Genomic DNA, 24,568 nt, shown 5'->3' on the forward strand with positions numbered 1-24,568 from the left:
CTCAGCCTGCGCCGCGGCAGGTGCTGGCGTGGATGAGCGCCTCGATCCGCTCCAGTTCGATGCGGGTCGCCGCCGGATCCTCGGCGCGACCGAACAGCAGCCTGGCGCGGGTGTCATGCGCGTGCCGGTGCCATTGACTGCACAGGGCGGCATCGGGAACCGGGGCGCAGGTGTCGGTCACGTACTCGCACGCCGACGCCTGGCCACCGCCGGCGCTGCCGTCCAGCCCGGACACGCGCAGTGGCGCGCAGCGCCGGGTCGGGACCGGGTCATCGCTGAAGTACTCCTGGCGGTCCCAGGTCCGGCAGCTGAAGAGCGGCGGCGGTGGTTCGGCGGGCGTGGCATCGACAAGCTGGGCAGCGCCGCCGTCGCCAGCGGCGTCGGGCGCGCCGCTGTCCCCGGTCGCCCCGGCCGCAGCGGCGGCGGTACCGGCAACGGGCGACACGCCCTCGGAACCGCTTCCGGCCGGCACCGGCATGGCCACCAGCGCGGGCAGGGCTGGCTCGGTCGACGTCCGGGCGGGGGTCGCTGATGGCGCCACCGGCATCGCAGCGATGGAGGCCGGCGCGGCAGTCTCGATTACCCGCCGCTGCTGCTGGCTGCCCTTTGGGCACGGGACGTCGTTCTGCACGCTGACCGCGCCGCTGGCATCCGTGCAGCGGTAGATTACCACCGCGTACTGGGCCAGGGCGGGCGCCGCGGCGAGGCCAAGCAACGCGGCCAGAAGAACACCGCGGATCACGGCCGGCACCCGCTGTCCAGGCGCTCATCGATGCGGCGCTTCTCGGCGTCGATCTGTCGACGCTCGCTTTGCAGCGCGCTGTTGTAGCGCCGGGTCAGCAGGGTCCGGCGGTCGCGCAGGTCGGCACAGACCTCCGATTGCGCGATCTGCACGCAGGAGTCGCGGATCCATGTCCCCGGTCCCTGGATGACGCCGGCCGTGGGCAGGCGGTTCGGCACCCCGGGCTGGCTGCTGGACGGCACGGGGGTGGGCCGGCCGACACTGTCGAACTTGAAGCCGGGCCGGCCCGTGGCGACCGGGGCGCGGTCGGCTCCGTACCCGGTGCCGCCGGCCGGCCGCACCGGCGGCGCCGGGTAATGTCCGGGGTAGTGGTCGTAGCCGGGACCGACGATCACCGGATAGCCGAGCGTCCACAGCGGCACCCAGCGCGGATTGACGTCCGCCGAGTCGCTGGTGTACTCCTCGCCGTCCGGCGTGCTGCAGCGGTAGACCGGAGGCGGCGCGATCCGGACCAGCGCGGGGGCCGGCTCGGGCTCACGGATGACCAGCACCGTCGGCGGGGGCGCAGGGGCTGCGCCGGGAGGCGGTGCCGGCGGGTCCTGCGGGCGTTGCATTCCCCGTGTCTCCTGTTGCTCCCCACGGCGGCAGGGCGAGTCGCGCAGGCTCAGCCGGCCCTGGGCGTCAGTGCAGCGGTAGATCGTGACCTGGTCGCCGTCCGGGTGGGCCGCTGCGGCAGCGGGCAGCGCGAGGCCGATCGCCAGCATGAACGTCGCCAGCAGTGGCATCAACGCGTTGCGCGGAAAGGGATTCATGGACGCATCTTGCCCGCACGCCGGCTGCGGCGGAAGCGGCCGGGCTCAGGCGCGCAGCACGGCACCCGTGCGGGCATCCCGGATCGTGCTGGGCGTGGCGCGACCACCGGGCTCGCCGGCAAGCACCGCGTCGATCCGCGCCAGCAGCTCCGGGTCGAGCTGATCGATCGCGGTCACCGCCGGCTGGCCGGCGAGGTTGGCACTGGTTGAGACCAGCACGCCGCCCCATGCCGCGCACAGGGCTACGACCGTCGGATGGGCACTGACGCGGACCGCGACGCTGTCGTGATCGCCGGTGACCACCCGCGGGACGGCGGCGGTGGCCGGCACCACCCAGGTGTGCGGACCGGGCCAGCTGGCCCGCACCTCAGCGCAGCGCTCCGCTGCCAAGCCGGACCAGTCGACCAGTCCGTCCAGCTGCGCCAGTGCGCCGGCAATCAGGATCAGACCCTTCTCCACCGGGCGTTGCTTGACATCGAGCAGACGCCGTACCGCGGCCTGGTTGAAGGGATCGCAGCCCAGCCCCCACACCGCTTCGGTGGGGTAGGCAATGACACCGCCGCCGCGCAGGGCGCGCACGGCCGATGGCAGGTCGCAGGTGGCAGCGGAGGAAGGGACGGGCATGGCGTCCAGCATAGCGCTCCCGACGATATCGCCGGGAGCGCTTGAACCACGGTCAATCGATGCTCAGCTGGTGCTGGTGGCTGGCTTGTCGGCGGGTTTCGCTGCGGCGGTCGCGGCCGATTTGGTGGCGGCTTTCTTGGCGACGGTTTTCTTCGCGGCCTTTTTTGCCGTCTTCTTTGTCGCCTTCTTTGTCGCCTTCTTGAGGGCCTTCTTCGCCGCCTTCTTCGCCGGGGCCTTGGCGGCCGCCTTCTTGGCAACCTTTTTCGCCGGCGCCTTCTTGGCGGCCTTCTTGCCAAAACCCTTGCGCATCGGCTTGCCGGTTTCCTCCATCAGCTGGATCACCTCCTCCAGCGTCAGCGAGGCCGGCTCGCGATCCTTGGGGATCTTGCCGTTGAGCTTGCCGTCACTCAGGTACGGGCCGTAGCGGCCATTGAGCACCTGGATCTCGCTGCCCTCGAACTCCTTGATGATCCGGTTGCGCGCGATCTCTTCCTTCTCCTCGATCAGGAACACCGCGCGCGCCAGGTCGACCTTGTACGGGTCGTCTTCCTTCTTCAGCGATGCGTAGACCGCGCCGCGCTTTGCGAACGGCCCGAAGCGGCCGATACCGACGCTGACGTCCTCGCCCTTGTCCTGGCCCAGGTGGCGCGGCATCAGGAACAGCTCCAGCGCATCCTCCAGGCTGATGGTGTGCATGCTCTGGCCCGGCCGCAACGAGGCGAACTTGGGCTTGTCCTCGGCGTCCTCGGCGGTGCTGCCGATGGCGGCGTACGGCCCGTACCGACCCAGGCGCACGCTGACCGGCTTGCCGGTCTTGGGGTCGGTGCCCAGCTCGCGCGCGCCGGTGGCCTGGCTGCGGTCGACCGACTCCATCTTGTCGTCGACCATTTCCTTGAACGGGGTCCAGAACCGTTCCATCAACGGAATCCAGTCCTCCTCGCCGCGCGACACCGCATCCAGCTCGTCCTCGAGCTTGGCAGTGAAGTCGTAGTCCACGTACTGGCTGAAATGGCCGGACAGGAAGTTGCTGACCGCGCGGCCGACGTCGGTGGGCCGGAAGCGGCGGCTCTCCAGCTCGACGTACTGGCGGAACAGCAGGGTCGCGATGATCGAGGCGTAGGTCGAGGGCCGGCCGATGCCGTACTCCTCCAGGGTCTTCACCAGCGAGGCTTCCGAGAAACGCGGCGGTGGCTCGGTGAAGTGCTGGTTGGCATTGACCTGCTGCAGCGGGATCCGGTCGCCGGTCTTCATCGGCGGCAACTTGCGGCCCTCGTCGTCGGCATCCTCGGCCTTGGTGTCCTTGCCTTCCTCGTACACGGCCAGGAAGCCGGGGTCGATCACGGTGGTGCCCGACACGCGGAAGCTGTGCTCGCCGCCCGCGGCCAGGTCGACCGAGACGGTGTTGAGCGTGGCCGGGACCATCTGGCTGGCGACGGCGCGCTTCCAGATCAGTTCGTACAGGCGGCGCGCGTCGTCTTCCAGGAAGGTGGCCATCTGCGCGGGCGTGCGCAGCGCGGAGGTCGGGCGCACCGCCTCATGGGCCTCCTGCGCGTTCTTGGCCTTGGATTTGTAGGTCACCGGCTGGTCGGGCACCGCGCCGATGCCGTAGTCGCGGGCGATCACGTCGCGGATCTCTGCGACCGCGTCCTGCGACAGGGCGACCGAGTCGGTACGCATGTAGCTGATCAGGCCGACCGTGCCTTCCTCGCCACCCAGGGCGACGCCCTCGTAGAGCTTCTGCGCGACCTGCATGGTGCGCTTGGTGGTGAAGCCGAGCTTGCGCGCGGCCTCCTGTTGCAGGGTCGAGGTCGTGAACGGCGCAGCCGGGCGCCGCTTGCGCTCCTTGCTGACCACGTCGGTGACCTGCAGCGCGCCGCCGGCGGCGCCGACGATGCGCTGGCGGGCGGCCTCGGCGGTATCCCCGTCGGTGATCGTGAACTGCTCGAACTTCTTGCCGTCCAGCTTGATCAGCCGCGCGTTGAACGCCTGCGAGGGGTGCAGGCAGTCGGCGACGATCGACCAGTACTCGCGCGCCTTGAACGCCTCGATCTCTTCCTCGCGCTCGACGATCATGCGCAGCGCCGGCGACTGCACACGTCCGGCGGACAGGCCGCGCTGGACCTTGCGCCACAGCACCGGGGACAGATTGAAGCCGACCAGGTAGTCCAGCGCGCGTCGCGCCTGCTGCGCATCGACCAGGTCGCTGGCGATGTCGCGCGGATTGGCCATCGCCTCGTTGATCGCCCGCGGGGTGATCTCGGTGAACACCACCCGCTTCAGCGGCTTGCCCTCCAGCAGGCCGCGCTCGCGCAGGATCTCGGCGATGTGCCAGCTGATCGCCTCACCTTCGCGATCCGGATCGGTTGCCAGGAACACCGCCTCGGCCTTCTTGGCTTCCTTGGCGATGGCCTCGACGTGCTTCTGGTTCTTCTCGATCAGGTCGTAGCGCATCGCGAAGTTGGCATCGGGATCGACCGCGCCTTCCTTCGGGATCAGGTCACGCACGTGACCGTAGGAGGCCAGGACCATGAAGTCCTTGCCGAGGTATTTGTTGATCGTCTTGGCCTTGGCGGGCGATTCGACGATGAGGAGGTTCTTGGCCATCGCGGCAGAGCCTGTAGTGGGGGCGGGTGCGCGCCGTGGAGGCTGCGCGGGAGTAAGCACAAACAAGCAGACGCCCGCGGCGGGAGCACGGACGTCGAAATGACCTTGCCAGTGGAATCACGCCGCGGGCGCTGCTGTTAAGCCTTGTCCGCGGCAAACGGCCGGAGCGGGTCCGGTCGTGGCGCGCACAGTATTAATGGTCGCGCCGCTCAATGCACGGGGTCGGGCTCTTCCTCGAACATCTGGGTTTCCATCCAGGCATACGCCGCCTCGCTTCCGGGCTGGTTGAACAGCACCATCAGGACCACCCATTTCAGGTCGTCCAGGTCGATCTCGTGCTGGTCCAGCGCCATCGCGCGATCGATCACCAGCTCGCGCTGGCCTGCGTCGAGCACGCCGTGCTGCTCCAGAAACAGCAGGAAGCCGCGGCAATCGGTGTCCAGCCGGTCCAGCTCGGGCCCCGCGTAGACACGCGTCGGCCGATCGGCGCGCACGGGACTGGGCGCCGGCCGCTGTCGCGCCAGTGCATCCAGCCACTCAAAGGCCTTGTTGATCTCGGCAGCGCTGAAGCCTGCCTGGCCGAGTTCCTCGAACAACGGCCCGCTTTGCAGGTTTTCACGGTCGCGGACGAGGTCCGCATCTTCAGTGAAGTAGTGCTCGAACAGGTACAGCAGGACATCCAGAATGCTTTCTTTCATTTCCCCTCGGCCTGCGCCGCAGGCGGCGCGGTGGGTCAGGAGTTGCTTGGGACCGTCGAACCGTCACGGGACGGATCATCGATGGCGATGGAAGCGGCCGTGTTGCGCGACCACTCGACCCTCCAGCTCCAGCGGCAGCAGCATGGATGACAGGCGTGCAGGCGTCAATCCGGTGCGCTGAACGAGTTGATCCATATCGGTAGGGTCGTGACCGAGGGCCTGCCACAAAATGTGGTGGTCACCGTCGTTCTGGCTAGGTGGTGCGGGGTGGGTGGATTCGCGGCGGGAGGCCGGCGGCGGTGGCGGGTCGGGCGGGAGCTGCGTATCGCGCGAAGGGGCCGACTCCCCTGAACTGGGGGTGGCCAGGCGCTTGCGCAAGTGGCTGGCCTGCGCGCTGATGGCGGGGGCCAGCAGGTCGGCGACATCCGACGGGCTCTCGATCAGGCAGGCGCCGTCGCGGATCAGCCGATGACAGCCGCGCGCCAGCGGGTTGTGGATCGAGCCGGGCACGGCCATCACCTCGCGCCCGCATTCGGCCGACAGGCGCGCCGTGATCAGTGCACCGGAGCGGTAGGCCGCCTCGATCACCAGCGTGCCCAGGCACAGGCCGGCGAGGATCCGGTTGCGGCTGGGGAAATGCTCGCGGCGCGCGCCGGTGCCCGGAAGGTGCTCGCTGACCACCGCGCCGCGCGTGGCGATGCGCGCATGCAGGGCGGTGTTCGCCCGCGGGTAGGGAACGTCCGGACCGGTGCCGAGCACGGCCACGGTGTCGCCGCCTGCCGCCAGGGTCGACTCGTGGACGGCCGTATCGATGCCGGCGGCCAGGCCGCTGGCGATCATCAGGCCCTGGCGGGCGAGTGCCCGGGCGAACTCGCGGGCGTTGTCCGCGCCGCCCGGCGTCGGCGAGCGGCTGCCGACGATGGCGACGGCGGGCAGCCACAGCAGGGTGGGATCGCCGGCCACGAACAGGGCCAAAGGCGGGTTCTGCGCGTGCCGCAGCAATGGCGGGTAGTCCGGATCGTCCCAGCCGATCAGGTGGTGATCGGGTGCGGCCAGCCAGTCCAGCGCCCGCTCCACCGCGTCGCCGGGCGGTATCTGCAACTGCGCCACCTGCCGGGCCTGCAGCCCGACCGCCCGCCACAGCGAGGGCCCGGCGGCCAGTGCGCTCTCCGGCGATGTCCGGGTCAGCAGGATGCGGCGCGGCGCGGCCGGCCCGGTGCAATCCAGCAGCCGGAGCAGGGCGTGGTTGCGCGCACCATCTTTGCGGTCGACCGGCGTAGAAGGGGCAGTAGCGGCATCGGAAGCAGCGAAATCGCCCATCCCGCGAGCATCGGGCAGAAACGACGACGGCACCCTCGGGTGCCGTCGCGGATCACGGTAGGAAATTCCCTACCGCGCGGGTCGGTGCTGCCGGATCAATATGGCGCGTCGGGGTGCTTGAGCTCGTGCCCGACCTGGATCGGACGAATGCCCTCCATCACCAGTGCGTAGCTGACCTTGTCGAAGGTCCGGAACACCATCAGGTGGCCGGCGAACTCGTCGGGCAGGCGCACGCGATTGGCACGACCGAAGGTGTCTTCGCTGCGGTCCCAGCCGCTGCCGGTGCTCATCCGGTCGACCACTTCGCTGCCCACGCGCCAGCCGGAGAACACGGTGCCGTTGTCCACGCCGTCACGGGCGCCGACCGACAGGGCGACCACGTCGCGCGGACCACCGGTGCGCAGCATGTCCGCCACCGCCAGTACGCGGGCACGACCGTACTCGAACTGCTGGCGCGGCGGGTGCGGGAAGAACTGCAGGTCATACGGCTGCGCCGCGACCGGGATCAGGCGATCGCCGATGCGCACTTCGCGGCCGCTGTCGTCCAGCACCATGGTGGCGGCTTCGATGCCGCCCACTTCGCCGCGGGTAACCGTGCCGGTCGCCTGCTGCATCAGTTCGTAGCCGAGGATTTCTGATCCGTGGTCGGGCACGACCACGTTGGTCCAGTGGCGCTCGAAATCGATCGTGCGCCGGCCGCGGTTGTCCAGGTCGGCGGCATCGAAGATGTCGCAGCACATGGTCCGGTCCAGGCGGGCGTAGCGCTGGGTCGGACGCACCACCGCATAGCGCTGGCCGGCGACGGCGCCCGGCAGGCCCTTGATGTAGACGACCTGGCCCTTGGCGCTGCGCAGGCGGTCCTCTTCCAGGCCGACCACGTGCGGCAGGCTGTCGATTTCGTCCACGACCCGCAGGTCCTTCAGGAACGGCTCGATCTGCGACAGCGGCACGCCTGTGACCGGGGCCAGCTGGCGCGGGCCGGGCTGGGCGGTGACGCGGTTCAGGTACGCCAGCGACAATACGTCGCCGGGATAGATGAGGTGCGGATTCTCCACCTGCGGATTGGCCTGCCAGATTTCCGGCCACAGCCAGGGTTTCTGGAGGAAGGTTCCGGCGATGTCCCACAAGGTGTCACCCTTCTTGACCACATAGGTGTCGGGGTGATCCCCGCGCAACCCGGCAGCCATGGCAAAGGTGGCAATTGTCAGCAACGCAGCGGTAGCGACCGTGCGGATCGGCTTCAACATAATAGGTATACCTGATTCCCCATGCAGGTGCGCCCGGGCGTCATAAAGCGACGCGGGCGGCTCACTATATCCCAGATGAATGGCGTCATTGCAAGCAAAAGCGCCGCCACGGCCGCGTTATAATGACCCGGTATCTTGTGGATGTGATCCACGCCCCCATTTATAGAGCCATGGCCCAGTTACCGATCCTCGAATTTCCCGATCCGCGCCTGCGCACCGTCGCGACCGACGTCGATCCGTCGCAGATCGGCTCGCCGGAATTCCAGCGCCTGCTCGATGACATGTTCGAGACCATGTACGACGCACCCGGCATCGGTTTGGCGGCGAGCCAGGTGGATGTGCACCAGCGCTTCATGGTGATCGATGTGTCCGAGGAAAACGACACGCCGATGGTGTTCATCAACCCGCAGATCCTCGCCAGCGAAGGCGAAGAGGTGCACGAGGAGGGTTGCCTGTCGGTGCCCGGGATCTTTGCCGAGGTGACCCGCGCCGAGCGGATCACGGTCAAGGCGCTGGACCGCGAGGGCGAGTCCTTCGAACTGGACTGCGACGGCCTGCTGGCGGTCTGCGTCCAGCACGAGATGGACCATCTGCTGGGCAAGCTGTTCGTGGACTACCTGTCCCCGCTCAAGCGCGAGATGGTGCGCAAGAAGCTGGCCAAGGCGCGCCGCAACGCCGCCTGATTCACCGGCCGGATGACCAGGCCGGCTGACCAGGCCGGGGTGCAGGCATTCCCAGTGGCAGGCAACCCCGGCTGTAAGATGGCCCGATGAGAATCGTCTTTGCCGGTACCCCGGATTTCGCCGTGCCCAGCCTGCGCGCAGCGGCCAAACGCAACGAAGTTGTCGCCGTCTACACCCAGCCCGACCGGCCTGCCGGCCGCGGCCGTGGGCTGGCGCCCTCCCCGGTGAAGCGGGTGGCGCAGGATCTAGGGATTCCGGTCTACCAGCCGGAGAACTTCCGCAGCGCCGCGGCGCGCCACGAACTGGCTGCATTGGCGCCCGATCTGCTGGTGGTGGTGGCGTACGGCCTGATCCTGCCGCAGTCGGTGCTGGATATTCCCGCCGAGGGCTGCTGGAACGTGCACGCCTCGCTGCTGCCGCGCTGGCGCGGTGCGGCGCCGATCCAGCGCGCCATCCAGGCGGCCGACACCCGCACCGGCGTGTGCCTGATGCGCATGGAGAAGGGTCTCGACACCGGTCCGTTGCTGCTGTCGCAGGCCATCGACATCCGCGCCGATGAAACCGGCGGCCAGTTGCACGACCGGCTGGCGGAGCTGGGCGCGCAGGTGCTGGCCGACGGCCTGGGCCTGCTGCGTGGCGGCTTGCGCCCGCAGGCGCAGCCGCAACCCGAGAGCGGCGTCACCTACGCGCACAAGCTCGACAAGGCCGAGGCCAAGCTCGACTGGAATCGCCCCGCAATCGAGCTGGCCAACAAGGTGCGCGCATTCAATCCGTGGCCGATGGCGGAGGCGGTGATCGGCGGCGAGCGCCTGCGCCTGCACGCCGCGGTCGCTGTGCCGCGAGAGCACGACGTGGAACCGGGCACCGTTCTCGCCGCGGGTCGCGACGGCATCGACGTGGCGTGCGGCGAAGGCAGCCTGCGCGTGCGCGTGCTGCAGCGCGACGGCGGCAAGGCGATCACCGCGGCCGACTATCTCAATGGGCGCCGCGACCTGGTCATCGGCGGTTGACGTGTCCATGACCGTCACCCCGGGCAGCCAGCCGCGCATTGCCGCCACCCGCGTGCTGGACGCCGTCCTGCATCACGGACGCTCGCTGAAGGCCGAGCTGGCGGGCGCGCAGCAGGAACTGGAAGACCTGCGCGACCGCGCGCTGGTGGAGGCAATCTGCCTGGCCGTCCTGCGCCAGCCGGCGCGGTTTGACGCGGCGTTGGCGGCGTGGATGCCACGGCCGCTGGCGCGTCGCGACCGCGAGCTGCGGGCGCTGCTGCTGGTCGGTTTCGCCCAGCTCGACCCGATGGGCCTGCCGGCACACGCGGCGGTCGCGGCGACGGTTGAGGCGGCGCGAGGACTTGGTCGCGACCACCAGGCCGGGATGGTCAACGCCCTGTTGCGCCGCGCGCTGCGCGAAGGCCTGCCTACTTCAGAATCCCACGCGCACTGGCCGGCCTGGCTGCGCACGCGCATCGAGGCCGACTGGCCCGCAGACGCCGCGTCGATCCTGGCCGCCAGCGAGCAGGCGCCGCCGATGTGGCTGCGGGTCAATCGCCAACAGGGCACTCGCGATACGTATCGCGCCGAGCTGGCCACAGCGGGAATCGAAGGCGCCGTGGTCGAAGGGCTGGGCGACGCCTTGCGCCTCGACGCGCCGGTGCCTGTCGCCGGCTTGCCCGGCTTTGCCGACGGCCGGGTGTCGGTGCAGGACGGCGCCGCGCAGCGCGTGATCGACGCGATGCCGGTACGGGAACGGATGCGGGTGCTGGACGCCTGCGCCGCGCCCGGTGGCAAGGCGGCCCATCTGCTGGAGCGCGAACCGGGCATCGAACTGACCGCGCTGGACATCGACCGGCGCCGCCTGCGCCATGTCCAGGCGACCCTTGACCGCCTGAAGCTGGGCGCGGATGCCACGCTGCTGGCGGCCGATGCCACCGATCTGGCGGCGTGGTGGGACGGCGTACCATTTGATGCCATCGTGCTGGACGCGCCGTGCTCGGCGACCGGCATCATCCGCCGCCAACCCGACGTGCTGCTGCACCGGCGCGAGTCCGACATCGACCATCTGGTCGCGCTGCAGGGCGGGCTGCTGGACGCGTTATGGCAAACCGTGGCGCCGGGTGGAGCTCTGGTCTACACGACCTGCTCGATCCTGCGCGACGAGAACGACCGCCAGGTCGCCGCTTTCCTTGCCCGCACCACCGATGCGCGCGCCGAGCCGCTGGACGAAAGCTTCGGCCGCTCGCCGGTCAGCGAAATCCATGGCCGGCAACGCCTGCCCGGCGAGGACGGCATGGATGGCTTCTTCTATGCGCGATTGCGCAAGGCGCCCGCTTCACTCGGCGGCGAGTAGCTCGCGGTACACCGCCTCGGTGCGGTCGACGAAGCGCTCGATGCCGAATTCCTCCAGCGCATGGGCGCGTGCCGCCTCGCCCATGGCCGGCAAGGTGGCGCGCTGCTCGAGCAGCATCTGGATTGCGGCGGCGATCCCCGCCACATCGCGCACCGGGGTGACCCAGCCATCCACGCCGGGGCGGATATTCTCCGGCAGGCCGGCGTATTCGCTGACCAGCACCGGCTTGCCCATCGCCATCATCTCCCGGCAGGCGAAGGAGATCGTCTCGACGTCCCAGGACAGCACAAAGCCGGCGTCGATCGCGGCGATCATTGGCCGGACATCGTCCAGCAGGCCGGCGAAATGCACCTGCCCGCGCAGCCCCAGCGCGTCGACCCGCGCCATCGAGGCGGCCGATGGCGGGCGACCGGCCAGCAGCACGCGCACCTGTTCGCGCTGTGCCACCGGCAGCAGCGCGATGGCTTCCACCAGGTCCATCCAGCCCTTGTAGTCGGCGGTGCCGGCGTTGCTGCCCAGCACCAGCGCGGGCGATTCGGGAAAGCGTGCGTCGCGTTCCGCGCGCGCGCGGTCGGCCGGCCATGGCGCGTAGAAGTCGGTATCGATGCCGTTGTGCACGGTGGCCAAGCGGCAGCGCGCGTAGGCGGTGTTGGCAAGGGCGCGCCGGGTGTAGTCGCTGACCGCAATCACCTGGTCGGTGCGGCGCGCGCGCCACCAGTGACCGAGGCCCTGCATCGGCTTGGAATTGTGCTTGGTCAGCACCAGGCGGGGTGGGCTGGGCAACCGGCGCATCGCGGCCAGTATCAACCGATGGTCGGCCGAGCCATTGACGTGGATGAGGTCGTACGCGTGCTCGCGCAGGTGCGCTGCCAGCGCCTTGCCGGCGCGGCAGATCGCCCCCAGGCGGCGCAGGCCGTTCGGAAAGGGCTGGGCCAGCGCGGCTACGCCGGGCAGCGCGCTGGCCTCGCGCAGCAGGCGGCTGCCGGGCGGGGCGGCGACGCAGACGAAGACCCCGTGGCGCGCCGCAAGTCCCTTGGCCAGCGATGCCAGGTAGGTCGTGTGACCGCCGCCGTCGCCGTCGTGGAAGTTGGTCAGCAGGAGCTTCATTGGACCGGGGCGGGCGCCGGTTTCTCGGCCTTGCGTCCGCCGAGGCGCGATCCGACGATGGCCAGCGCCTGCTCCGCCCGCCGCCACCACGGCGCGTCGCCGCGCAGCGCAATGGACGCGTAGCGTCGGGTCTCGGGCCAGGAAGGAGCGGGCTTGGTGCGGAACTCCAGCTTGGCCAGTTCGGGCGCCCACGCGCCGATCGCGGCGGTGCGCGCGTAGTGGTCGATCAGGACGCGGCAGTCCAGCCGGTTGCGGTAGGCATGGCCGGGACCGCGGTTGGCCCACCAGCCGTTGTTGCCGTGGATGCGGTAGTGCACCTCGGCGGTGGGCAGGTAGAGCTTGCGCGCACCCAGGACGCTGGCGCCGTAGACCAGGCAGTTGTCGGCCGAAAGTTTCCAGCGCTCGACGAAGTGCTCAGGCAGGTCGAGCGATCGCTGTGCCCAGGTCTTGCGCATCGACAGCGCGGACGTCGGCGCGCCGTACCAGCAGCCGGTGACCGCCGTGCTGATCGCGGTGTAGCCGAAGTCCACCGGCGCCGTGCCGTAGCCGATCACGCGGCTTTCCTGGTCGAACACCTGCATGTCCGAAATGACGAAGTCGGCCTCGCCTGACGCGTAGGCCTCGGCCAGCTTGTGCAGGTAGCCGGGGCTCCAGTGGTCATCGGAATCGAGGAAGCAGACGATCTCGCCGCGGGCACGGCGCAGTCCGGCCAGGAAGGCCGAGAGCTGGCCGCCGTTGTCCTGGCAGACCAGGCTTACCCGCGGATCCTCGCCGTAGCGCTCGCGCAGCAACTGCACCGATCCGTCGCTGGAGCCGTCATCGACCACGATCACCTCGCAGGGAGGATGCGTCTGCGCCAATGCGCCATCCACGGCGGCGGTGACGTAGTCGCGGTAGTTGTAACTGGTGATGACGACGGAGAAGCGGGTCTGGGAGGGCATGCACTAAGCCCGGTGAGGCCGGGCGCTTGGTCAGGGACGCCCTTTGTAGCAACTCCGGGCGATGCATTTTTGCAAAAGTTCTCGCCAGCGCCGGTAAACCGCGCCGGATTGCAGGGCGCCGACTCGGTCAATCCTGCGACCCGCGCCACGCCTGGAACATCAGCACGCCCCACAGGTGGGTGTGCCATTTGCGCTGGCCGGCGAGGAATTCGCGCCAGATTGCGCGGATCGGAGCGGGGTGGAAGTGGCCTTCCTCGCGCAGGCGGCGCTCGTCGAGCTGCGCCTCGGCCCAGTCGCGCAGCGGGCCGCGCAGCCAGTCGCCGACCGGCGCGCCGAAGCCGGATTTGGGACGGTAGACCAGGTCATTGGGCAGGTAGCGCGTGAGCAGGCGCTTGGGCAGGTGCTTGAGCTCGCCGTCGTGCCACTTCATCGACAGCGGCAGGGACCAGGCGAACTCGGCGACGCGCCAGTCCAGCAGCGGAGCGCGGGTTTCCAGGGCGACCGCCATGCTGGCGCGGTCGACCTTGGTCAGGATGTCCTCGGCCAGGTAGCAGGCGAAATCCAGTTGCATCAGCGCGTCCGCGCCGGTGCCGACGCCGGGCATCGAGGCGGGGTCGTCGTAGGCGGTGAGCAGGCGGCGCGCGCCGATCACCACGTCCTCCGGCCTCCGCCAGCGGGTCACGCGCTGGCGGGCCAGGCCCTGCAGGTCGCCGGCGGCGAGTTCGGCGCGCAGTGCCGCCAGTCCGCCAAGACGCGCACGTTCGCCGGGATCGCCGACGAGCCGGGCCAGCAGGCGACGCGGCAGCCGGGAGAGGCGCTGGTCGTTGCGCAGCGCGCGCGCGTAACGGCCGTAGCCGAAGAACAGCTCATCACCGCCGTCGCCGGACAGCGCGACGGTGACGTGCTCGCGGGCCAGCCGGCACAGCAGCGCCGTGGGCACCTGGGAGGAATCGGCGAAGGGCTCGTCGAAAATCGTTGGCAACTGCGGGACCAGCTCCAGCGCGGCGGCGCCGTCGACGTGAAGCGGCGTGTGGTCGGTGCCCAGATGACGGGCGACAGCGGCTGCGTAGCGGCTCTCGTCGTGGACGGCGTTGTCGAAACCGATCGAGAAGCTGCGCACCGGCCGGCTGGACTGCGCCTGCATCAGCGCGGTGACCAGCGAGGAGTCGGTGCCGCCGGACAGGAACGCGCCCAGCGGGACGTCGGCCTCCATGCGCAGTGCGGTCGCGTCGCGCAGCAGCGCATCCAGCTCGGCCAGCGCCGCGGTCTCGTCGCCGGCGAAACCGCGCTGGATCGGGGCGCGCTGGCGGTCGCGGCTGCTCCACCAGCTGACGGGTCCGTTGATCGGGTCGAAGCTGCTGTTGCCGGCGCGCATCGTGCGCGCATCGATGCGCAGCAGGCGGCCGGCGGCGAGCTTGTGCACGCCGCGCAGGATCGCGTGCGGCGCGGGGATGTAGTCGAGACGCAACAGCAGGGCCAGCGCGTCCGGATCGACCTCGCCCGACAGCGCCGGATGCGCGCGCAGCGCCGCCAGTTCGCTGCCGAACACGAAGCTGCCGTCATCGGCCCAGCCGTAGTACAGCGGCTTCTTGCCGACCCGGTCGCGGGCCAGCCACAGCACTTTTTCGTGGCGGTCCCACGCGGCCAGCGCGAGCATGCCGTTGCCGCGCTCCAGCGCCGCCTGCACCCCCCACTGGGCGATGGCGGCGAGCAGCACCTCGGTATCGGAGTGGCCGCGGAAGCGGTGGCCCAGCGCGGCGAGCTCGGCGCGCAGCTCGCGGTGGTTGTAGATCTCGCCGTTGAAGGCGATTACCCAGCGGCTGTCGGCCGATACCATCGGCTGATGGCCTTCCGGGCTCAGGTCGACGATCGCCAGGCGGCGGTGCGAGAGCACCAGGCCGGAGGCGGGATCGCTCCAGACGCCGGCATCGTCCGGGCCGCGATGGGCGATGGCGGTGCCCATGCGGGTACCCAGCGCCGCCAACTCCTCGGCACTGTCACGCGGGGTGGGCGTCCAGGCGCCGGCGATGCCGCACATGGCGCGCGCTCAGCCTTCCGCGCGCGGCGGTTGGGGGGCGCGGGGCGTCAGGTCGTCAGCGACGGCGCGCGTCGCGGCGGCCGCAGAGTTCGGCGCAATGGAGGAAGCCGCGACACGTCCGTCGCCCTCTTCAACGGGATCCGCGACCGCCTGGCCGTTCTGCAGCAGCCACAACATGATGGTCTTCTGGCGCACGTAGTTGGCGCGGACATAGGCGTAGACCAGCCCGTGCCAGCCATCCCGGAAGCCGGCGCGCAGCACGTAGCCGCGCCAGAACCGCCACGCCGGCGACAACACCAGCTTGGCCAGCGAGGCGCGCTTGCCGCGGGCGAAATCGTGTTCGGCCATCATCCGCGCGTAGCGCTGGGTCTTGGCCAGCTGCTGTTCCAGTGAGCGGTAGGGGTAGTGGATCAGGTCACCGGCCAGGGTCCTGACCTGGCCGTCGACGCTGGCGGCCTCGTGGATCTCGCGTTGGCCGCGCCAGCCGCCGCGACGGCGGTCGAACAGCCGCAGGATCCGGTCGGGGTACGCATTGCCATGGCGCAGGAAGCGACCGAAGTAGTTGTCCAGGCGGGCAAAGCGGTAACCGGCAGCATCGTTGAAGCCGGCATCGCGCGCGGTCTGGATCGAGGCGCGCAGCTCATCGCTGACACGCTCGTCGGCGTCCACGCACAGCACCCAGTCGTGGCTGGCCTGTTCGATCGCGAACTGCTTCTGGCTGCGGAAGCCGCTGAACGGCCGTTGCAGCACGCGGGCGCCCAGCGATTGTGCGATCTGTACCGTCGCGTCGCTCGATTGCGAGTCCACCACCACGATCTCGTCGCAGAACGCCAGCGACGCGAGGCAGTCGCCAATGCGGCCGGCCTCGTTGAACGTGATAATGCAGGCCGAGATGGCCGGCACCGCGGGTGCGGGTCTGGTGGACGATGGAGCCGGGGAAGCGTTGATGGCGGAATACCTGTTGTTCGCGACCGAGCGCTACGCGCTGCCCATCCTGCAGCCGCTGGCGTTGGCGCTGCAAGCTGGCGGGCATGGCGTGAGCGCGTGGTTCGTCGATGGCGCGGCGGGGGCGGCACTGCCGCCGCCGGTGCATAGGGTAGAGGACGTCCGGGCCGCGGTGGCGCTGCGTCCGCGCGCGGTGTTCAGCGCGGCCAACTGGGTGCCGCCGTTCGTGGCCGGAGCCAAGGTGCAGCTGTTCCATGGCTTCAACGTGGAAAAACGCGACGCCGCGCGCGGGCATTTCCGGGTACGTGGCCTGTTCGACCTGTATTGCACCCAGGGCCCGGCGACCACGGGGCCGTTCCGCGAACTGGCCCGGACCGCCGGCCACTTCAAGGTGGTCGAGACCGGCTGGCCGAAACTCGACCCGCTGTTCGGCGAGCCCGACCCGCTGGCGCGGCAACTGCGCGATGCGGCGGGCGGGCGCCCCGTGGTGATGTTCGCGTCGACCTTTACCGAACGCCTGAGCGCGGCGCCGCATCTGCTGGAGGCGATCAGCGCTGAAATCGCGCGCGGCGAACGCTACTGGATCCTGACCCTGCACCCCAAGTGCGCGCCGGAACTGTGCCAACGCTACCGGGCGCTGGCCGGCGCAAATGCGGGCTTCGTGGAGACCGAGCAGCTGGTCAGCGCCCAGCGCGCCGCCGATGTGTTGCTGGCCGACACCACCTCGGTGGTGAGCGAGTTCGTGGTCCAGCGCAAGCCGGTGGTGACCTTCCGCAACCGCGCACCGAAGCCACACATGATCGATTTCGACGACCCGGACGCGCTGCCGGCGATGCTGGCGCGGGCGTTCGCGCCGGGTGCCGCGCTGCTTGATGCGATCGGCGCCTATGCCGATGCGATCCATCCGTACCGCGACGGGCAGTCCTCGCAACGCGTCATCGCCGCCACCGAGGCGTTGCTGGCCGGTGAGCTGGGTCCGCTGGGGCGCAAGCCGCTGGGCGCGCTCACCCGCGGCCTGCAGATCCGCCGGCAGCTGGGTTACTGGGGACGCAGCGCGCGCTGATTGGTGCCCGGATACGGGCCGGAGCAGAGCCCGACCGTCCGCGGTCTACGCGGGCGCCCCGATCACCAGCGCAGCGGCCGCCGCGCGAGTTCCGACGACAACCGCCGGTACACCGCGTCGGCCGAGGCATGGGGCAGGTAGCGGATGCACAACTGGGGCGAGCGGGCGCCGGCGCCGGCCGTGTCCAGCCACAGCGTAGCGGTGTCGAAGTGCCGGTCCAGCGGCGAGCGGGTCAGGCGCAGCGCTTGTAGCTTGTCGACCTCGGCGAAGCGCCAGTAGCGCTGCCACCAGCCCTCGCGGACCGCAACCAGCTCCTCGCCCAGTGTCCAGCCGGCGCGGCGCGCCTCGGCATGCGCCTGCACCGCCGCCCACGGCAGCCAGGCCAGTGCCAGCAGGCCCCACGCGCCAAAGCGGACGGACAGCGCTACGGTCACCAGCACGATCCACGGCAGCGTCGACAGCATCCGTCGCCACCAGCCACGCATCGGCACGGACTGCCAGTCCAGCGCGTGCCAGCGCGCCTGCGGCAGCAATTCCTCGATCAGCCGGTCGCAGTCCTCGCGCGGGGCGATTGGCGCCAGTTCGTGCAGGGTCCGGGCCTGGCCTTCCTGCTGGCTGGCGGCCGTGTCGACCTCCAGGGTGCGCTGCTTCAGCCACCGGTGCAGCAGGCCTTCGGTCAGCGTCCAGGCCTGGATCCGTCGCCGCGACGCGCTGGTGCGCCACCGGGTCAGCAGTCCGCGCTCGACCGTCAGGCGGCGGCCGTCGCGACTGAGCACGAAACCGTAGTACTGCAGCACCGCTAGCAGCAGCGACAGCAGGCGCACGACCACCAGGGCCGCGGCCAGCAGAGCCAGCCCACCGGCCAGCCACTGCCACAGCGGCAGGTCATTGCTGCCGTACCAGGCCTCCCAGCTGCCGCCGAGGCGCTCGAACAGGTTCGACCAGAGCCGGCCGCCGGTCTGCGAGAACGCGGCCACGCCGGCGCCGACCAGGATCATGCCGCGGTTGGACACCACGCCCAGCCGCAGCAGGTCGATGGCGCCCATGCGCAGCAGGGGCTCGGGTGCGGTCGTCACTGCGGCGTGGGTGGCCCGGTCCGGGGCAACGCCATCGTCCGCTACCGGCATCGCCGGACCCGGCGCCCTCGTGGACGCAGGGCCCGCCCGTCCGCGCCGCCGCACCAACGTCTCCAGCTCCAGCGCGTCGGCCAGCGTCAACACGCGCATCGTCGCCTCCGGCTTGCTGCCGCCGGCCGATTCCAGGCGCACCTCGGCCACGCCGAACACGCGGTGCAGCAGCGATTGCTCAACGGCAACGTTGTGGATCCGCGAGAACGGGATCACCCGCAGGCTCCGCTCCAGCAGCCCGCTGCGCACCACCAGCGCATCCTCCGCGACCGCATAGCGGTAGGTGAAGTACTGCCAGAGCGAGCCGATCGCCAGCACGCCCACGCCGATCAGCGGCCACAGCCCGCCCTCGTCGCGGCGGCCAAAAAGAAACAGCGCGATCAGCGGGACGATGAACTGCTTGAGCTGCGCCACCAGCACGAACAGCCACGACATCGGATGCAGCCGGTGTTCGGGCTCGGCTGGTGCGGCGGCGTCAGTCGTCATGGTCGAGATCGATCTGCCGGCCGAGGCGATCGCGCAGGAATTCAGCGTCGTCCACGTCGATGTTGGGCACCACGACCGAACTGTTGCGGGTGCCCGCGGTGTGCACGACCAGTGTCGCCAGGCTCCGACGCCGCTGCAGCGGTCCGCGCTTGAGGTCCAGATGCTGCACGCGGGTGATCGGCACCCGCGTCTCGCGCAGCCACATGCGCCCGCGGCGCAGCGCCAGCCCCTCCGGGTCGAGCCGCCAGTAGGTGTGGCGGAACTGCTTGTGGCCGAGCAGCCAGCCCAGTCCGCCGCCAACCACCAGGCCGACCACGGCAAACGCGATGAACATCCGCAGCGCGTTGGCAGTGCTTGAATCCAGCAGCATTGTGCCCGGCACGGCCAGGGCCACGCCCGCCACCGCGCCGGTCAGCGCCAGCCACGGCGTGGTGCCCAACAGGAACAGGGCGCGCGCGCGCTGCGGCAGCGGCTGCCATGCAGGCTCATCGACAGGCGCCGTGGACGCGGTTTCGGGGAACGGTGGAACCATGCAGACAGTCCTTGGTGCGCGACGGACGCGGCGTGCTCAGTAGCACTGCGGCCAGTAGGGGTTGTCCTCGCCGCTGCCGGGCGGGCGCAGCGAGTAACGCTTGTAGGTCCACTGGTACTGCGCGGGATCGCGCCGCGCGATGCGCTCGACCGCCGCGTTGAGGGCGGTCACCGCGACGGTCGGGTCCGGATCGGCCACATCGTCAGGCGCTGCCTCGATGTGCACGGCAAACCCGGGTCCTGCCGGGTGGCTGTCAATGCGCTCGCAGTAGGCCATCAGCACGGTCGCACCGCTGCGCGCGGCCAACCGGCCGAGCAGGCTCATGGTGAGCGCCTGGGTGCCGAAGAACTCACCGAACGCGCCATCGCCCTGCTTGGGCTGCTGGTCGGGCAGGATGCCGAGCACGCCGCCGGTGGCCAGGCGCTTGAACAACTGGCGCACGCCTGCGGCCTCGGCACGGATCTGGGTGACGCGCGGCGGATGGCCGGCATCGCCGCTGTCATCGGCGCGCACCCGCTTGAGGAACTCCTCGCCGACCTGGGACTCTGGCGGCGCGTACAGGATCGCCAGCGGGGTACGCAGCGCCAGCCACTGGTTCAGCAGCTCCCAGTTGCCGTAGTGCGGTGCGGCGATGATCACCCCGCGGCCGGCGGCGATTGCTGCGTCCAATACAGCGGTGCCGTGCTCCTCGCGGATCAGAGCCATGTTTTCCGCATGCGGCCGGGTCCACAGCCGCAGCGTCTCCATCAGCTGGCGCGCGGTGGTGCGCAGCACTTCCTGCCGCAGCTCCTCGCGTTGCGCCGGATGCATGTGCGGGTAGGCGATCGCCAGGTTGCAGGCGGTGACCCGGCTCTCGCGGCTGGACGGGCGCAGCACCACCTTGGCGAGCACGTCCGCGATCCCGTACAGGCCGCGCCATGGCAGGCGCGCCACCAGCGCGGCAAAGACATACAGGACGTGGGCGAGAAGGCGGCTCATCGCTGGCAGTGTAGCCGCCAGATGGCGCCGATTCCGTGCGCAGGCCGAGCATCGCGCGCGACCGTGGCGCCGCGCGCGAAGCTCGGCTACCGTGCGGCGATGCTTGCCCTCATCCAACGTGTCAGCCACGCCAGCGTGCGCGTCGACGACGAGCTGCTGGGCGGCATCGGCCCCGGTCTGCTGGCGCTGGTGGGCATCGAGCCGGCCGACGGCGAGGCGCAGGTCGAGCGGATGGCGCAGCGCCTGCTCGGCTACCGGGTGTTTGCCGATGCGCAGGGGCGCATGAACCTGGGCCTGGCCGACAGCGGCGGGCAGTTGCTGCTGGTCAGCCAGTTCACCCTGGTCGCCGATACCGCCAGCGGCATGCGTCCGGGCTTCAGCACGGCCGCGCCACCTGAACAGGCTGAACCGCTATTCAACCAATTGCTCGATTCCTGCACGCGATTGCTGCCGGCAGGGGTGGAAACCGGGCGCTTTGGTGCCCATATGGTAGCGAGCCTGGCCAATGATGGTCCGGTCACCTTCCTTCTGCGGGCCTGAGGCCGCAGAGGCCGTACCGCCGGATGTGCCAAGCAGAACGGCGCAGCGGTGGTATAATACAAGGTTCCCCAGCCCCACATAATATGGTAGCGCAGCCGCATGGCAAACGAGAGTCCGGCTCCCAAGTCCGATATCAAAACGCTGATCAGTAAGGGCCTGGAGCAAGGCTACCTGACCTACGCGGAAGTCAACGATCACCTGCCGGCCGACATGGTCGAGGCGGAGCAGATCGAGGACGTCATCGCCCTGATCAATGGCATGGGCATCGAAGTGCACGAGGTCGCACCCGATGCCGACACCCTGTCGATCGGCGACACCAGCTCCAGCGGGCGCGAGGTCGATGAGACCACCGCCGAGGAAGCTGCTGCCGCCCTGACCGGCCTGGATGCCGAGGGTGGCCGCACGACCGACCCGGTGCGCATGTACATGCGCGAGATGGGCACGGTCGACCTGCTGACCCGCGAAGGCGAGATCGAGATCGCCAAGCGCATCGAGGACGGCCTCAACCAGGTCCAGGCCTCCATCGCGCTGTTCCCCAGCACCATCCAGCTGATCCTGGAAGACTACGAGCTGCACAAGGCCGGCAAGAAGCGCCTGGCCGAGCTGCTGGTCGGCTTCCTTGACCAACTCGAGGACCCGACCGTGGCGCCGCCGCCGGCCGAGGCGATGTCGGTTGTTCCCGAGCCCGTCAAGGACGAGGACGAAGTCGACGAGGACGCCGAGGACGAGGACGACGCGGAAGTCGTCGACGAGGGCCCGACCGGTCCCGATCCGGCCGAGGTGACTGCCCGCTTCGAGCACCTCAGCGACCTCTACACGCAGTTCGAAAAGGCTTACGCCAAGCACGGCCCCAGCCACAAGTCGGTGGTCAAGCTGCGCGAGGAGATGGCCGAGGTGTTCGTCACCCTGAAGCTGCCGCTTCCGCTGACCGACGTGCTGGTGCAGAACATGCGCAGCACCCAGGCCGAGTTGCGCCGCCAGGAGCGCCGCATCCTCGAGCTGGCGACCCGCGTGGCGAAGATGCCGCGCAAGGACTTCATCCGCTCCTGGGACGGCAACCAGACCAACCTGGAGTGGGTCGATGACCTGCTCAAGCGCAAGCAGAAGTGGGCTTCGGGCCTGCGCGAGGTGAAGGACCAGATCATCGCCGAGCAGGAGGCGACCATCGCCACCGAGGCCGCGATGCGCATCACCCTAGCCGACCTGCGCGAAATCAGCCGCACCATGGCCTACGGCGAGACCCGCGCGCGCAAGGCCAAGCGCGAGATGATCGAGGCCAACCTGCGCCTGGTGATCTCGATCGCCAAGAAATACACCAACCGCGGCCTGCAGTTCCTGGACCTGATCCAGGAGGGCAACATCGGCCTGATGAAGGCGGTCGACAAGTTCGAGCATCGCCGCGGCTTCAAGTTCTCGACCTACGCCACGTGGTGGATCCGTCAGGCGATCACCCGCTCGATCGCCGACCAGGCGCGCACCATCCGCATCCCGGTGCACATGATCGAGACGATCAACAAGCTCAACCGCATCTCGCGCCAGATGCTGCAGCAGTACGGCCGTGAAGCCACGCCCGAAGAGCTGGCCAAGGAAATGGAGATGCCCGAGGACAAGGTCCGCAAGGTGATGAAGATCGCCAAGGAACCGATCTCCATGGAAACCCCGATCGGCGACGACGAGGACTCCCACCTGGGCGATTTCATCGAGGACACCAACGTGGAGTCCCCGGTGGATGCGACGGTCAACATCAACCTGATGGAAACCGTGCGCGACGTGCTGGCCGGCCTGACCCCGCGCGAAGCCAAGGTGCTGCGCATGCGCTTCGGCATCGACATGAACACCGACCACACCCTTGAGGAAGTCGGCAAGCAGTTCGATGTCACCCGCGAGCGGATCCGCCAGATAGAGGCCAAGGCGCTGCGAAAACTGCGTCACCCGAGCCGCTCGGAACAGCTGCGCAGCTTCCTCGAGATCGAGTAGCCGCACCCGGCAACCTCGCACGTACCAAAGCGCCATGGCGCACCGGAGCCCCGCCACGAGCGGGGCTTCGCCGTATCCGGCACGCTATAATCGGCGGCCGCGACGCGGGCCTATAGCTCAATGGTTAGAGCAGCGAACTCATAATTCGTTGGTTCCAGGTTCGAGTCCTGGTGGGCCCACCATCGGGCTGCTTTTCATCCCGGGGATCGGCGAGCAAATCTTCACAATGCATCCACGGCTTCCGGCGCAAGACTGGTTCCGGTTTCCCCCGCCGAAGGAGCACTGAAATGTCTCTGCCCAAACAACATCTGGTGATGGCGCGTACGCTCGTTGTGGCGATAGTCGCCACCGTCGGACTTGCCGGCTGCGCGACCTACGCTGACGAGTTTGCAGGAATCAACTCCCGCCTCGATCAACTCGATACAAGGGTCCAGAGCGCGGCTCAGAGCGCCGAATCCGCCAATCAGTCCGCGCAGCAGGCCAATCAACGACTGGATCAGATGGAATCCCGCGTCCAGCAACTGGAAACGGCGCCGCGCCGCGTGCCGCGCGGTTAATCCAGGTACCGACCTATCCGTACCCGCACCCACGCCGTGAGGAGCGCGCTTTATGGCGCGCTGGTGCTGGCGCTGACATTGGCCAGCTTCGGCGCAGCCGGTGCCGAGCGTGCCGCCGCGCATCCGGCCGCCGTCGCCGACCAGCTTCCGCGAGGCCAGGACGCTTCCGGAGCCGTGATCGAGCTCGCGGGCTGGATCGTCGCCTCCCAGGACAGCCACGGCTATCCGTTTGCAGTCATGGACAAGGCCGCGGCGCAGATCTTCGTGTTCGGCGGCGATGGCCGGCTCCGCGGCGCGGCACCCGGGCTCTTCGGCTCGGCGGTCGGTGATCACACGGCCCCCGCCATTGCCGGGCTTGCACTGCGCGAGATTCCGGGCCGGGACCGCACGACGCCTGCAGGTCGCTTCGTGGGCGGTTTTGGTCCGTCCATCGATGCCGGGCGCGTGCTGTGGGTGGACTACGATTCGGCGGTCTCCATCCACCCGACGGCCACTGGCATTCCCGCCGAGAGACGCGTGGAACGGCTTTTGTCGCCGTCGCCGGACGACAACCGCGTCACGCATGGCTGCATCAACGTCTCGCCCGACTTCTACGAGGCGATCATCCGACCGACGTTTGAGGGGGGCGGGGTGTTCTACATCCTGCCGGATTCGCTGCCTATCGCGGAGGTCTTCCCGGAGTTCGCGCAGAGCGGCGCCAATTCGCAACGCAAGGCCCGTCCGTGACCCGGTCAGGCTCATGGCGCGCGTCGGCTACAGTGCGCACATCAGCCAAGCCGAAGCATCGTGATGCCGTCAGATAAAGCCACTACCTCCAGCCAGATCCTTGACCGCGTCGTCGCGCAGGCGCGCCGCGACGCCGAGCAGCGGGACAAGGGCTATCGCGAGCGGGCGTTGAAGATGTACCCGTGGATCTGCGGGCGCTGCGCGCGCGAGTTCACCCGCGCCAACCTGCGCGAACTCACCGTGCACCATCGCAACCACGACCACGACTTCAACCCGCCCGATGGCAGCAACTGGGAGCTGTTGTGCGTGTACTGCCACGACAATGAGCACTCGCGCTACGTGGACTACACCGGCGGCAGCGCGCTGGATGCCGAGGACCGGCCGGCCGCGGCGACGGGCAATCCGTTTGCCAATCTCAAGTCGCTGCTGAAAAAGGAATGATCGTGGCGGAGGCGGTGGACTTGTCCGCCTCCTG

22 protein-coding genes, 1 tRNA gene and 1 pseudogene are annotated in these 24,568 nt (G+C 69.4%); 10 read left to right on the forward strand and 14 right to left on the reverse strand.

The annotated features are described in order from the left end of the window. Window position 1: 1 nt before the first annotated feature. The 7 genes from INQ40_RS01025 to INQ40_RS01055 all read right to left on the reverse strand — a co-directional run bounded on the left by INQ40_RS01025 (window position 2) and on the right by INQ40_RS01055 (window position 8,047). Window positions 2-742 carry a hypothetical protein gene (locus INQ40_RS01025; RefSeq protein ID WP_194341051.1) on the reverse strand — a complete coding sequence of 247 codons (741 nt, stop codon included), beginning with the start codon at window positions 740-742 and terminating at the stop codon, window positions 2-4. Further along, the gene (locus tag INQ40_RS01030) at window positions 739-1,554 is read right to left on the reverse strand and encodes a DUF4124 domain-containing protein (protein WP_228482069.1); all 816 of its coding nucleotides are present in this window, start codon (window positions 1,552-1,554) and stop codon (window positions 739-741) included. Before INQ40_RS01030 ends, INQ40_RS01025 begins: the two co-directional genes overlap by 4 nt. 45 nt (window positions 1,555-1,599) lie before the next feature. Further along, window positions 1,600-2,178: an L-threonylcarbamoyladenylate synthase gene (locus INQ40_RS01035; protein WP_194341059.1), complete on the reverse strand. Its 579-nt coding sequence runs from the start codon at window positions 2,176-2,178 to the stop codon at window positions 1,600-1,602. Window positions 2,179-2,241: 63 nt separating this feature from the next. Then, window positions 2,242-4,782, reverse strand: a complete 2,541-nt coding sequence (locus tag INQ40_RS01040; protein ID WP_194341061.1) for a DNA topoisomerase I — start codon at window positions 4,780-4,782, stop codon at window positions 2,242-2,244. Between the two features lie 209 nt (window positions 4,783-4,991). Next, window positions 4,992-5,480 carry a DUF494 family protein gene (locus INQ40_RS01045; protein ID WP_043959646.1) on the reverse strand — a complete coding sequence of 163 codons (489 nt, stop codon included), beginning with the start codon at window positions 5,478-5,480 and terminating at the stop codon, window positions 4,992-4,994. 75 nt (window positions 5,481-5,555) lie between these two features. Continuing rightward, window positions 5,556-6,800, reverse strand: coding sequence for a DNA-processing protein DprA (gene dprA / locus INQ40_RS01050; protein WP_194341070.1), 1,245 nt, complete (start codon window positions 6,798-6,800; stop codon window positions 5,556-5,558). Window positions 6,801-6,895: 95 nt separating this feature from the next. Beyond that, complete coding sequence (locus INQ40_RS01055; protein ID WP_194341072.1) at window positions 6,896-8,047, reverse strand: LysM domain-containing protein; 1,152 nt, start codon at window positions 8,045-8,047, stop codon at window positions 6,896-6,898. Window positions 8,048-8,217: 170 nt separating this feature from the next. Here INQ40_RS01055 and def point away from each other — a divergent pair, with 170 nt between their 5' ends. From def to rsmB, 3 genes are all read left to right on the forward strand, one after another. Beyond that, entirely contained in the window at window positions 8,218-8,730 is a 513-nt protein-coding gene (gene def, locus INQ40_RS01060) for a peptide deformylase (protein WP_194035683.1), read from the forward strand. Window positions 8,731-8,816: 86 nt separating this feature from the next. Then, window positions 8,817-9,740 (forward strand): methionyl-tRNA formyltransferase, encoded by a 924-nt coding sequence (fmt, locus tag INQ40_RS01065; protein WP_194341074.1) that lies wholly within the window; start codon window positions 8,817-8,819, stop codon window positions 9,738-9,740. A gap of 7 nt (window positions 9,741-9,747) precedes the next feature. Then, window positions 9,748-11,076 (forward strand): 16S rRNA (cytosine(967)-C(5))-methyltransferase RsmB, encoded by a 1,329-nt coding sequence (gene rsmB, locus INQ40_RS01070; protein WP_194341076.1) that lies wholly within the window; start codon window positions 9,748-9,750, stop codon window positions 11,074-11,076. Here rsmB and INQ40_RS01075 read toward each other — a convergent pair. The 4 genes and pseudogenes from INQ40_RS01075 to INQ40_RS01090 all read right to left on the reverse strand — a co-directional run. Then, window positions 11,059-12,183: a glycosyltransferase family 4 protein gene (locus INQ40_RS01075; protein ID WP_194341078.1), complete on the reverse strand. Its 1,125-nt coding sequence runs from the start codon at window positions 12,181-12,183 to the stop codon at window positions 11,059-11,061. The genes rsmB and INQ40_RS01075 overlap by 18 nt on opposite strands. Continuing rightward, the gene (locus INQ40_RS01080) at window positions 12,180-13,124 is read right to left on the reverse strand and encodes a glycosyltransferase family 2 protein (protein WP_194341080.1); all 945 of its coding nucleotides are present in this window, start codon (window positions 13,122-13,124) and stop codon (window positions 12,180-12,182) included. The genes INQ40_RS01075 and INQ40_RS01080 overlap by 4 nt, the downstream gene beginning before the upstream one ends. A 127-nt stretch (window positions 13,125-13,251) precedes the next feature. Then, on the reverse strand, window positions 13,252-15,162 hold the full coding sequence (gene asnB, locus INQ40_RS01085) for an asparagine synthase (glutamine-hydrolyzing) (RefSeq protein WP_194341082.1): 1,911 nt from the start codon (window positions 15,160-15,162) through the stop codon (window positions 13,252-13,254). 135 nt (window positions 15,163-15,297) lie between these two features. Beyond that, window positions 15,298-16,065: pseudogene (locus tag INQ40_RS01090) on the reverse strand (glycosyltransferase family 2 protein); the annotation flags it as partial. 40 nt (window positions 16,066-16,105) lie between these two features. On the opposite strand from INQ40_RS01090, the gene INQ40_RS01095 reads away from it, so the two are divergent. After that, complete coding sequence (locus tag INQ40_RS01095; protein WP_194342343.1) at window positions 16,106-17,170, forward strand: CDP-glycerol glycerophosphotransferase family protein; 1,065 nt, start codon at window positions 16,106-16,108, stop codon at window positions 17,168-17,170. Between the two features lie 62 nt (window positions 17,171-17,232). Here the strand turns inward: INQ40_RS01095 and INQ40_RS01100 are convergent, their stop codons facing one another. From INQ40_RS01100 to INQ40_RS01110, 3 genes are read right to left on the reverse strand one after another with little or no spacing between them, the layout of a single operon-like run. Then, window positions 17,233-18,783 carry a PH domain-containing protein gene (locus INQ40_RS01100; protein WP_194341093.1) on the reverse strand — a complete coding sequence of 517 codons (1,551 nt, stop codon included), beginning with the start codon at window positions 18,781-18,783 and terminating at the stop codon, window positions 17,233-17,235. Continuing rightward, complete coding sequence (locus tag INQ40_RS01105) at window positions 18,773-19,315, reverse strand: PH domain-containing protein (RefSeq protein WP_194341103.1); 543 nt, start codon at window positions 19,313-19,315, stop codon at window positions 18,773-18,775. Before INQ40_RS01105 ends, INQ40_RS01100 begins: the two co-directional genes overlap by 11 nt. Before the next feature lie 36 nt (window positions 19,316-19,351). Next, on the reverse strand, window positions 19,352-20,293 hold the full coding sequence (locus INQ40_RS01110) for a lauroyl acyltransferase (RefSeq protein WP_194341105.1): 942 nt from the start codon (window positions 20,291-20,293) through the stop codon (window positions 19,352-19,354). A gap of 99 nt (window positions 20,294-20,392) precedes the next feature. On the opposite strand from INQ40_RS01110, the gene dtd reads away from it, so the two are divergent. The 6 genes from dtd (at window position 20,393) to INQ40_RS01140 (ending at window position 24,534) form a co-directional block, all read left to right on the forward strand. Further along, a complete protein-coding gene (dtd, locus tag INQ40_RS01115; RefSeq protein WP_194342344.1) occupies window positions 20,393-20,833 on the forward strand; it encodes a D-aminoacyl-tRNA deacylase in 441 nt (146 codons plus the stop codon). A gap of 99 nt (window positions 20,834-20,932) precedes the next feature. After that, window positions 20,933-22,810 carry an RNA polymerase sigma factor RpoD gene (gene rpoD / locus INQ40_RS01120; RefSeq protein WP_194341107.1) on the forward strand — a complete coding sequence of 626 codons (1,878 nt, stop codon included), beginning with the start codon at window positions 20,933-20,935 and terminating at the stop codon, window positions 22,808-22,810. 106 nt (window positions 22,811-22,916) lie between these two features. Further along, window positions 22,917-22,992 (forward strand) — tRNA-Ile (locus tag INQ40_RS01125). A 105-nt stretch (window positions 22,993-23,097) separates the two neighbouring features. Next, window positions 23,098-23,367, forward strand: coding sequence for a hypothetical protein (locus INQ40_RS01130; RefSeq protein ID WP_194341109.1), 270 nt, complete (start codon window positions 23,098-23,100; stop codon window positions 23,365-23,367). Between the two features lie 66 nt (window positions 23,368-23,433). Further along, window positions 23,434-24,093, forward strand: a complete 660-nt coding sequence (locus tag INQ40_RS01135) for a L,D-transpeptidase (protein WP_194342345.1) — start codon at window positions 23,434-23,436, stop codon at window positions 24,091-24,093. Between the two features lie 63 nt (window positions 24,094-24,156). Beyond that, a complete protein-coding gene (locus tag INQ40_RS01140; protein ID WP_194341111.1) occupies window positions 24,157-24,534 on the forward strand; it encodes a YajD family HNH nuclease in 378 nt (125 codons plus the stop codon). Window positions 24,535-24,568: the final 34 nt, after the last annotated feature.

The sequence above is a fragment of the Lysobacter sp. H21R4 genome (assembly GCF_015277535.1).
Classification (GTDB): Bacteria; Pseudomonadota; Gammaproteobacteria; order Xanthomonadales; family Xanthomonadaceae; genus Novilysobacter; species Novilysobacter ciconiae.

What these genes read in the sequence shown, in the direction of transcription:
- INQ40_RS01030 (WP_228482069.1), bottom strand. Translation starts at nt 1,554, where the DNA reads ATGAATCCCTTTCCGCGCAACGCGTTGATGCCACTGCTGGCGACGTTC.
- INQ40_RS01035 (WP_194341059.1), bottom strand. Translation starts at nt 2,178, where the DNA reads ATGCCCGTCCCTTCCTCCGCTGCCACCTGCGACCTGCCATCGGCCGTG.
- INQ40_RS01040 (WP_194341061.1), bottom strand. Translation starts at nt 4,782, where the DNA reads ATGGCCAAGAACCTCCTCATCGTCGAATCGCCCGCCAAGGCCAAGACG.
- INQ40_RS01045 (WP_043959646.1), bottom strand. Translation starts at nt 5,480, where the DNA reads ATGAAAGAAAGCATTCTGGATGTCCTGCTGTACCTGTTCGAGCACTAC.
- dprA (WP_194341070.1), bottom strand. Translation starts at nt 6,800, where the DNA reads ATGGGCGATTTCGCTGCTTCCGATGCCGCTACTGCCCCTTCTACGCCG.
- INQ40_RS01055 (WP_194341072.1), bottom strand. Translation starts at nt 8,047, where the DNA reads ATGTTGAAGCCGATCCGCACGGTCGCTACCGCTGCGTTGCTGACAATT.
- def (WP_194035683.1), top strand. Translation starts at nt 8,218, where the DNA reads ATGGCCCAGTTACCGATCCTCGAATTTCCCGATCCGCGCCTGCGCACC.
- fmt (WP_194341074.1), top strand. Translation starts at nt 8,817, where the DNA reads ATGAGAATCGTCTTTGCCGGTACCCCGGATTTCGCCGTGCCCAGCCTG.
- rsmB (WP_194341076.1), top strand. Translation starts at nt 9,748, where the DNA reads ATGACCGTCACCCCGGGCAGCCAGCCGCGCATTGCCGCCACCCGCGTG.
- INQ40_RS01075 (WP_194341078.1), bottom strand. Translation starts at nt 12,183, where the DNA reads ATGAAGCTCCTGCTGACCAACTTCCACGACGGCGACGGCGGCGGTCAC.
- INQ40_RS01080 (WP_194341080.1), bottom strand. Translation starts at nt 13,124, where the DNA reads ATGCCCTCCCAGACCCGCTTCTCCGTCGTCATCACCAGTTACAACTAC.
- asnB (WP_194341082.1), bottom strand. Translation starts at nt 15,162, where the DNA reads ATGTGCGGCATCGCCGGCGCCTGGACGCCCACCCCGCGTGACAGTGCC.
- INQ40_RS01100 (WP_194341093.1), bottom strand. Translation starts at nt 18,783, where the DNA reads ATGACGACTGACGCCGCCGCACCAGCCGAGCCCGAACACCGGCTGCAT.
- INQ40_RS01105 (WP_194341103.1), bottom strand. Translation starts at nt 19,315, where the DNA reads ATGGTTCCACCGTTCCCCGAAACCGCGTCCACGGCGCCTGTCGATGAG.
- INQ40_RS01110 (WP_194341105.1), bottom strand. Translation starts at nt 20,293, where the DNA reads ATGAGCCGCCTTCTCGCCCACGTCCTGTATGTCTTTGCCGCGCTGGTG.
- dtd (WP_194342344.1), top strand. Translation starts at nt 20,393, where the DNA reads ATGCTTGCCCTCATCCAACGTGTCAGCCACGCCAGCGTGCGCGTCGAC.
- rpoD (WP_194341107.1), top strand. Translation starts at nt 20,933, where the DNA reads ATGGCAAACGAGAGTCCGGCTCCCAAGTCCGATATCAAAACGCTGATC.
- INQ40_RS01130 (WP_194341109.1), top strand. Translation starts at nt 23,098, where the DNA reads ATGTCTCTGCCCAAACAACATCTGGTGATGGCGCGTACGCTCGTTGTG.
- INQ40_RS01140 (WP_194341111.1), top strand. Translation starts at nt 24,157, where the DNA reads ATGCCGTCAGATAAAGCCACTACCTCCAGCCAGATCCTTGACCGCGTC.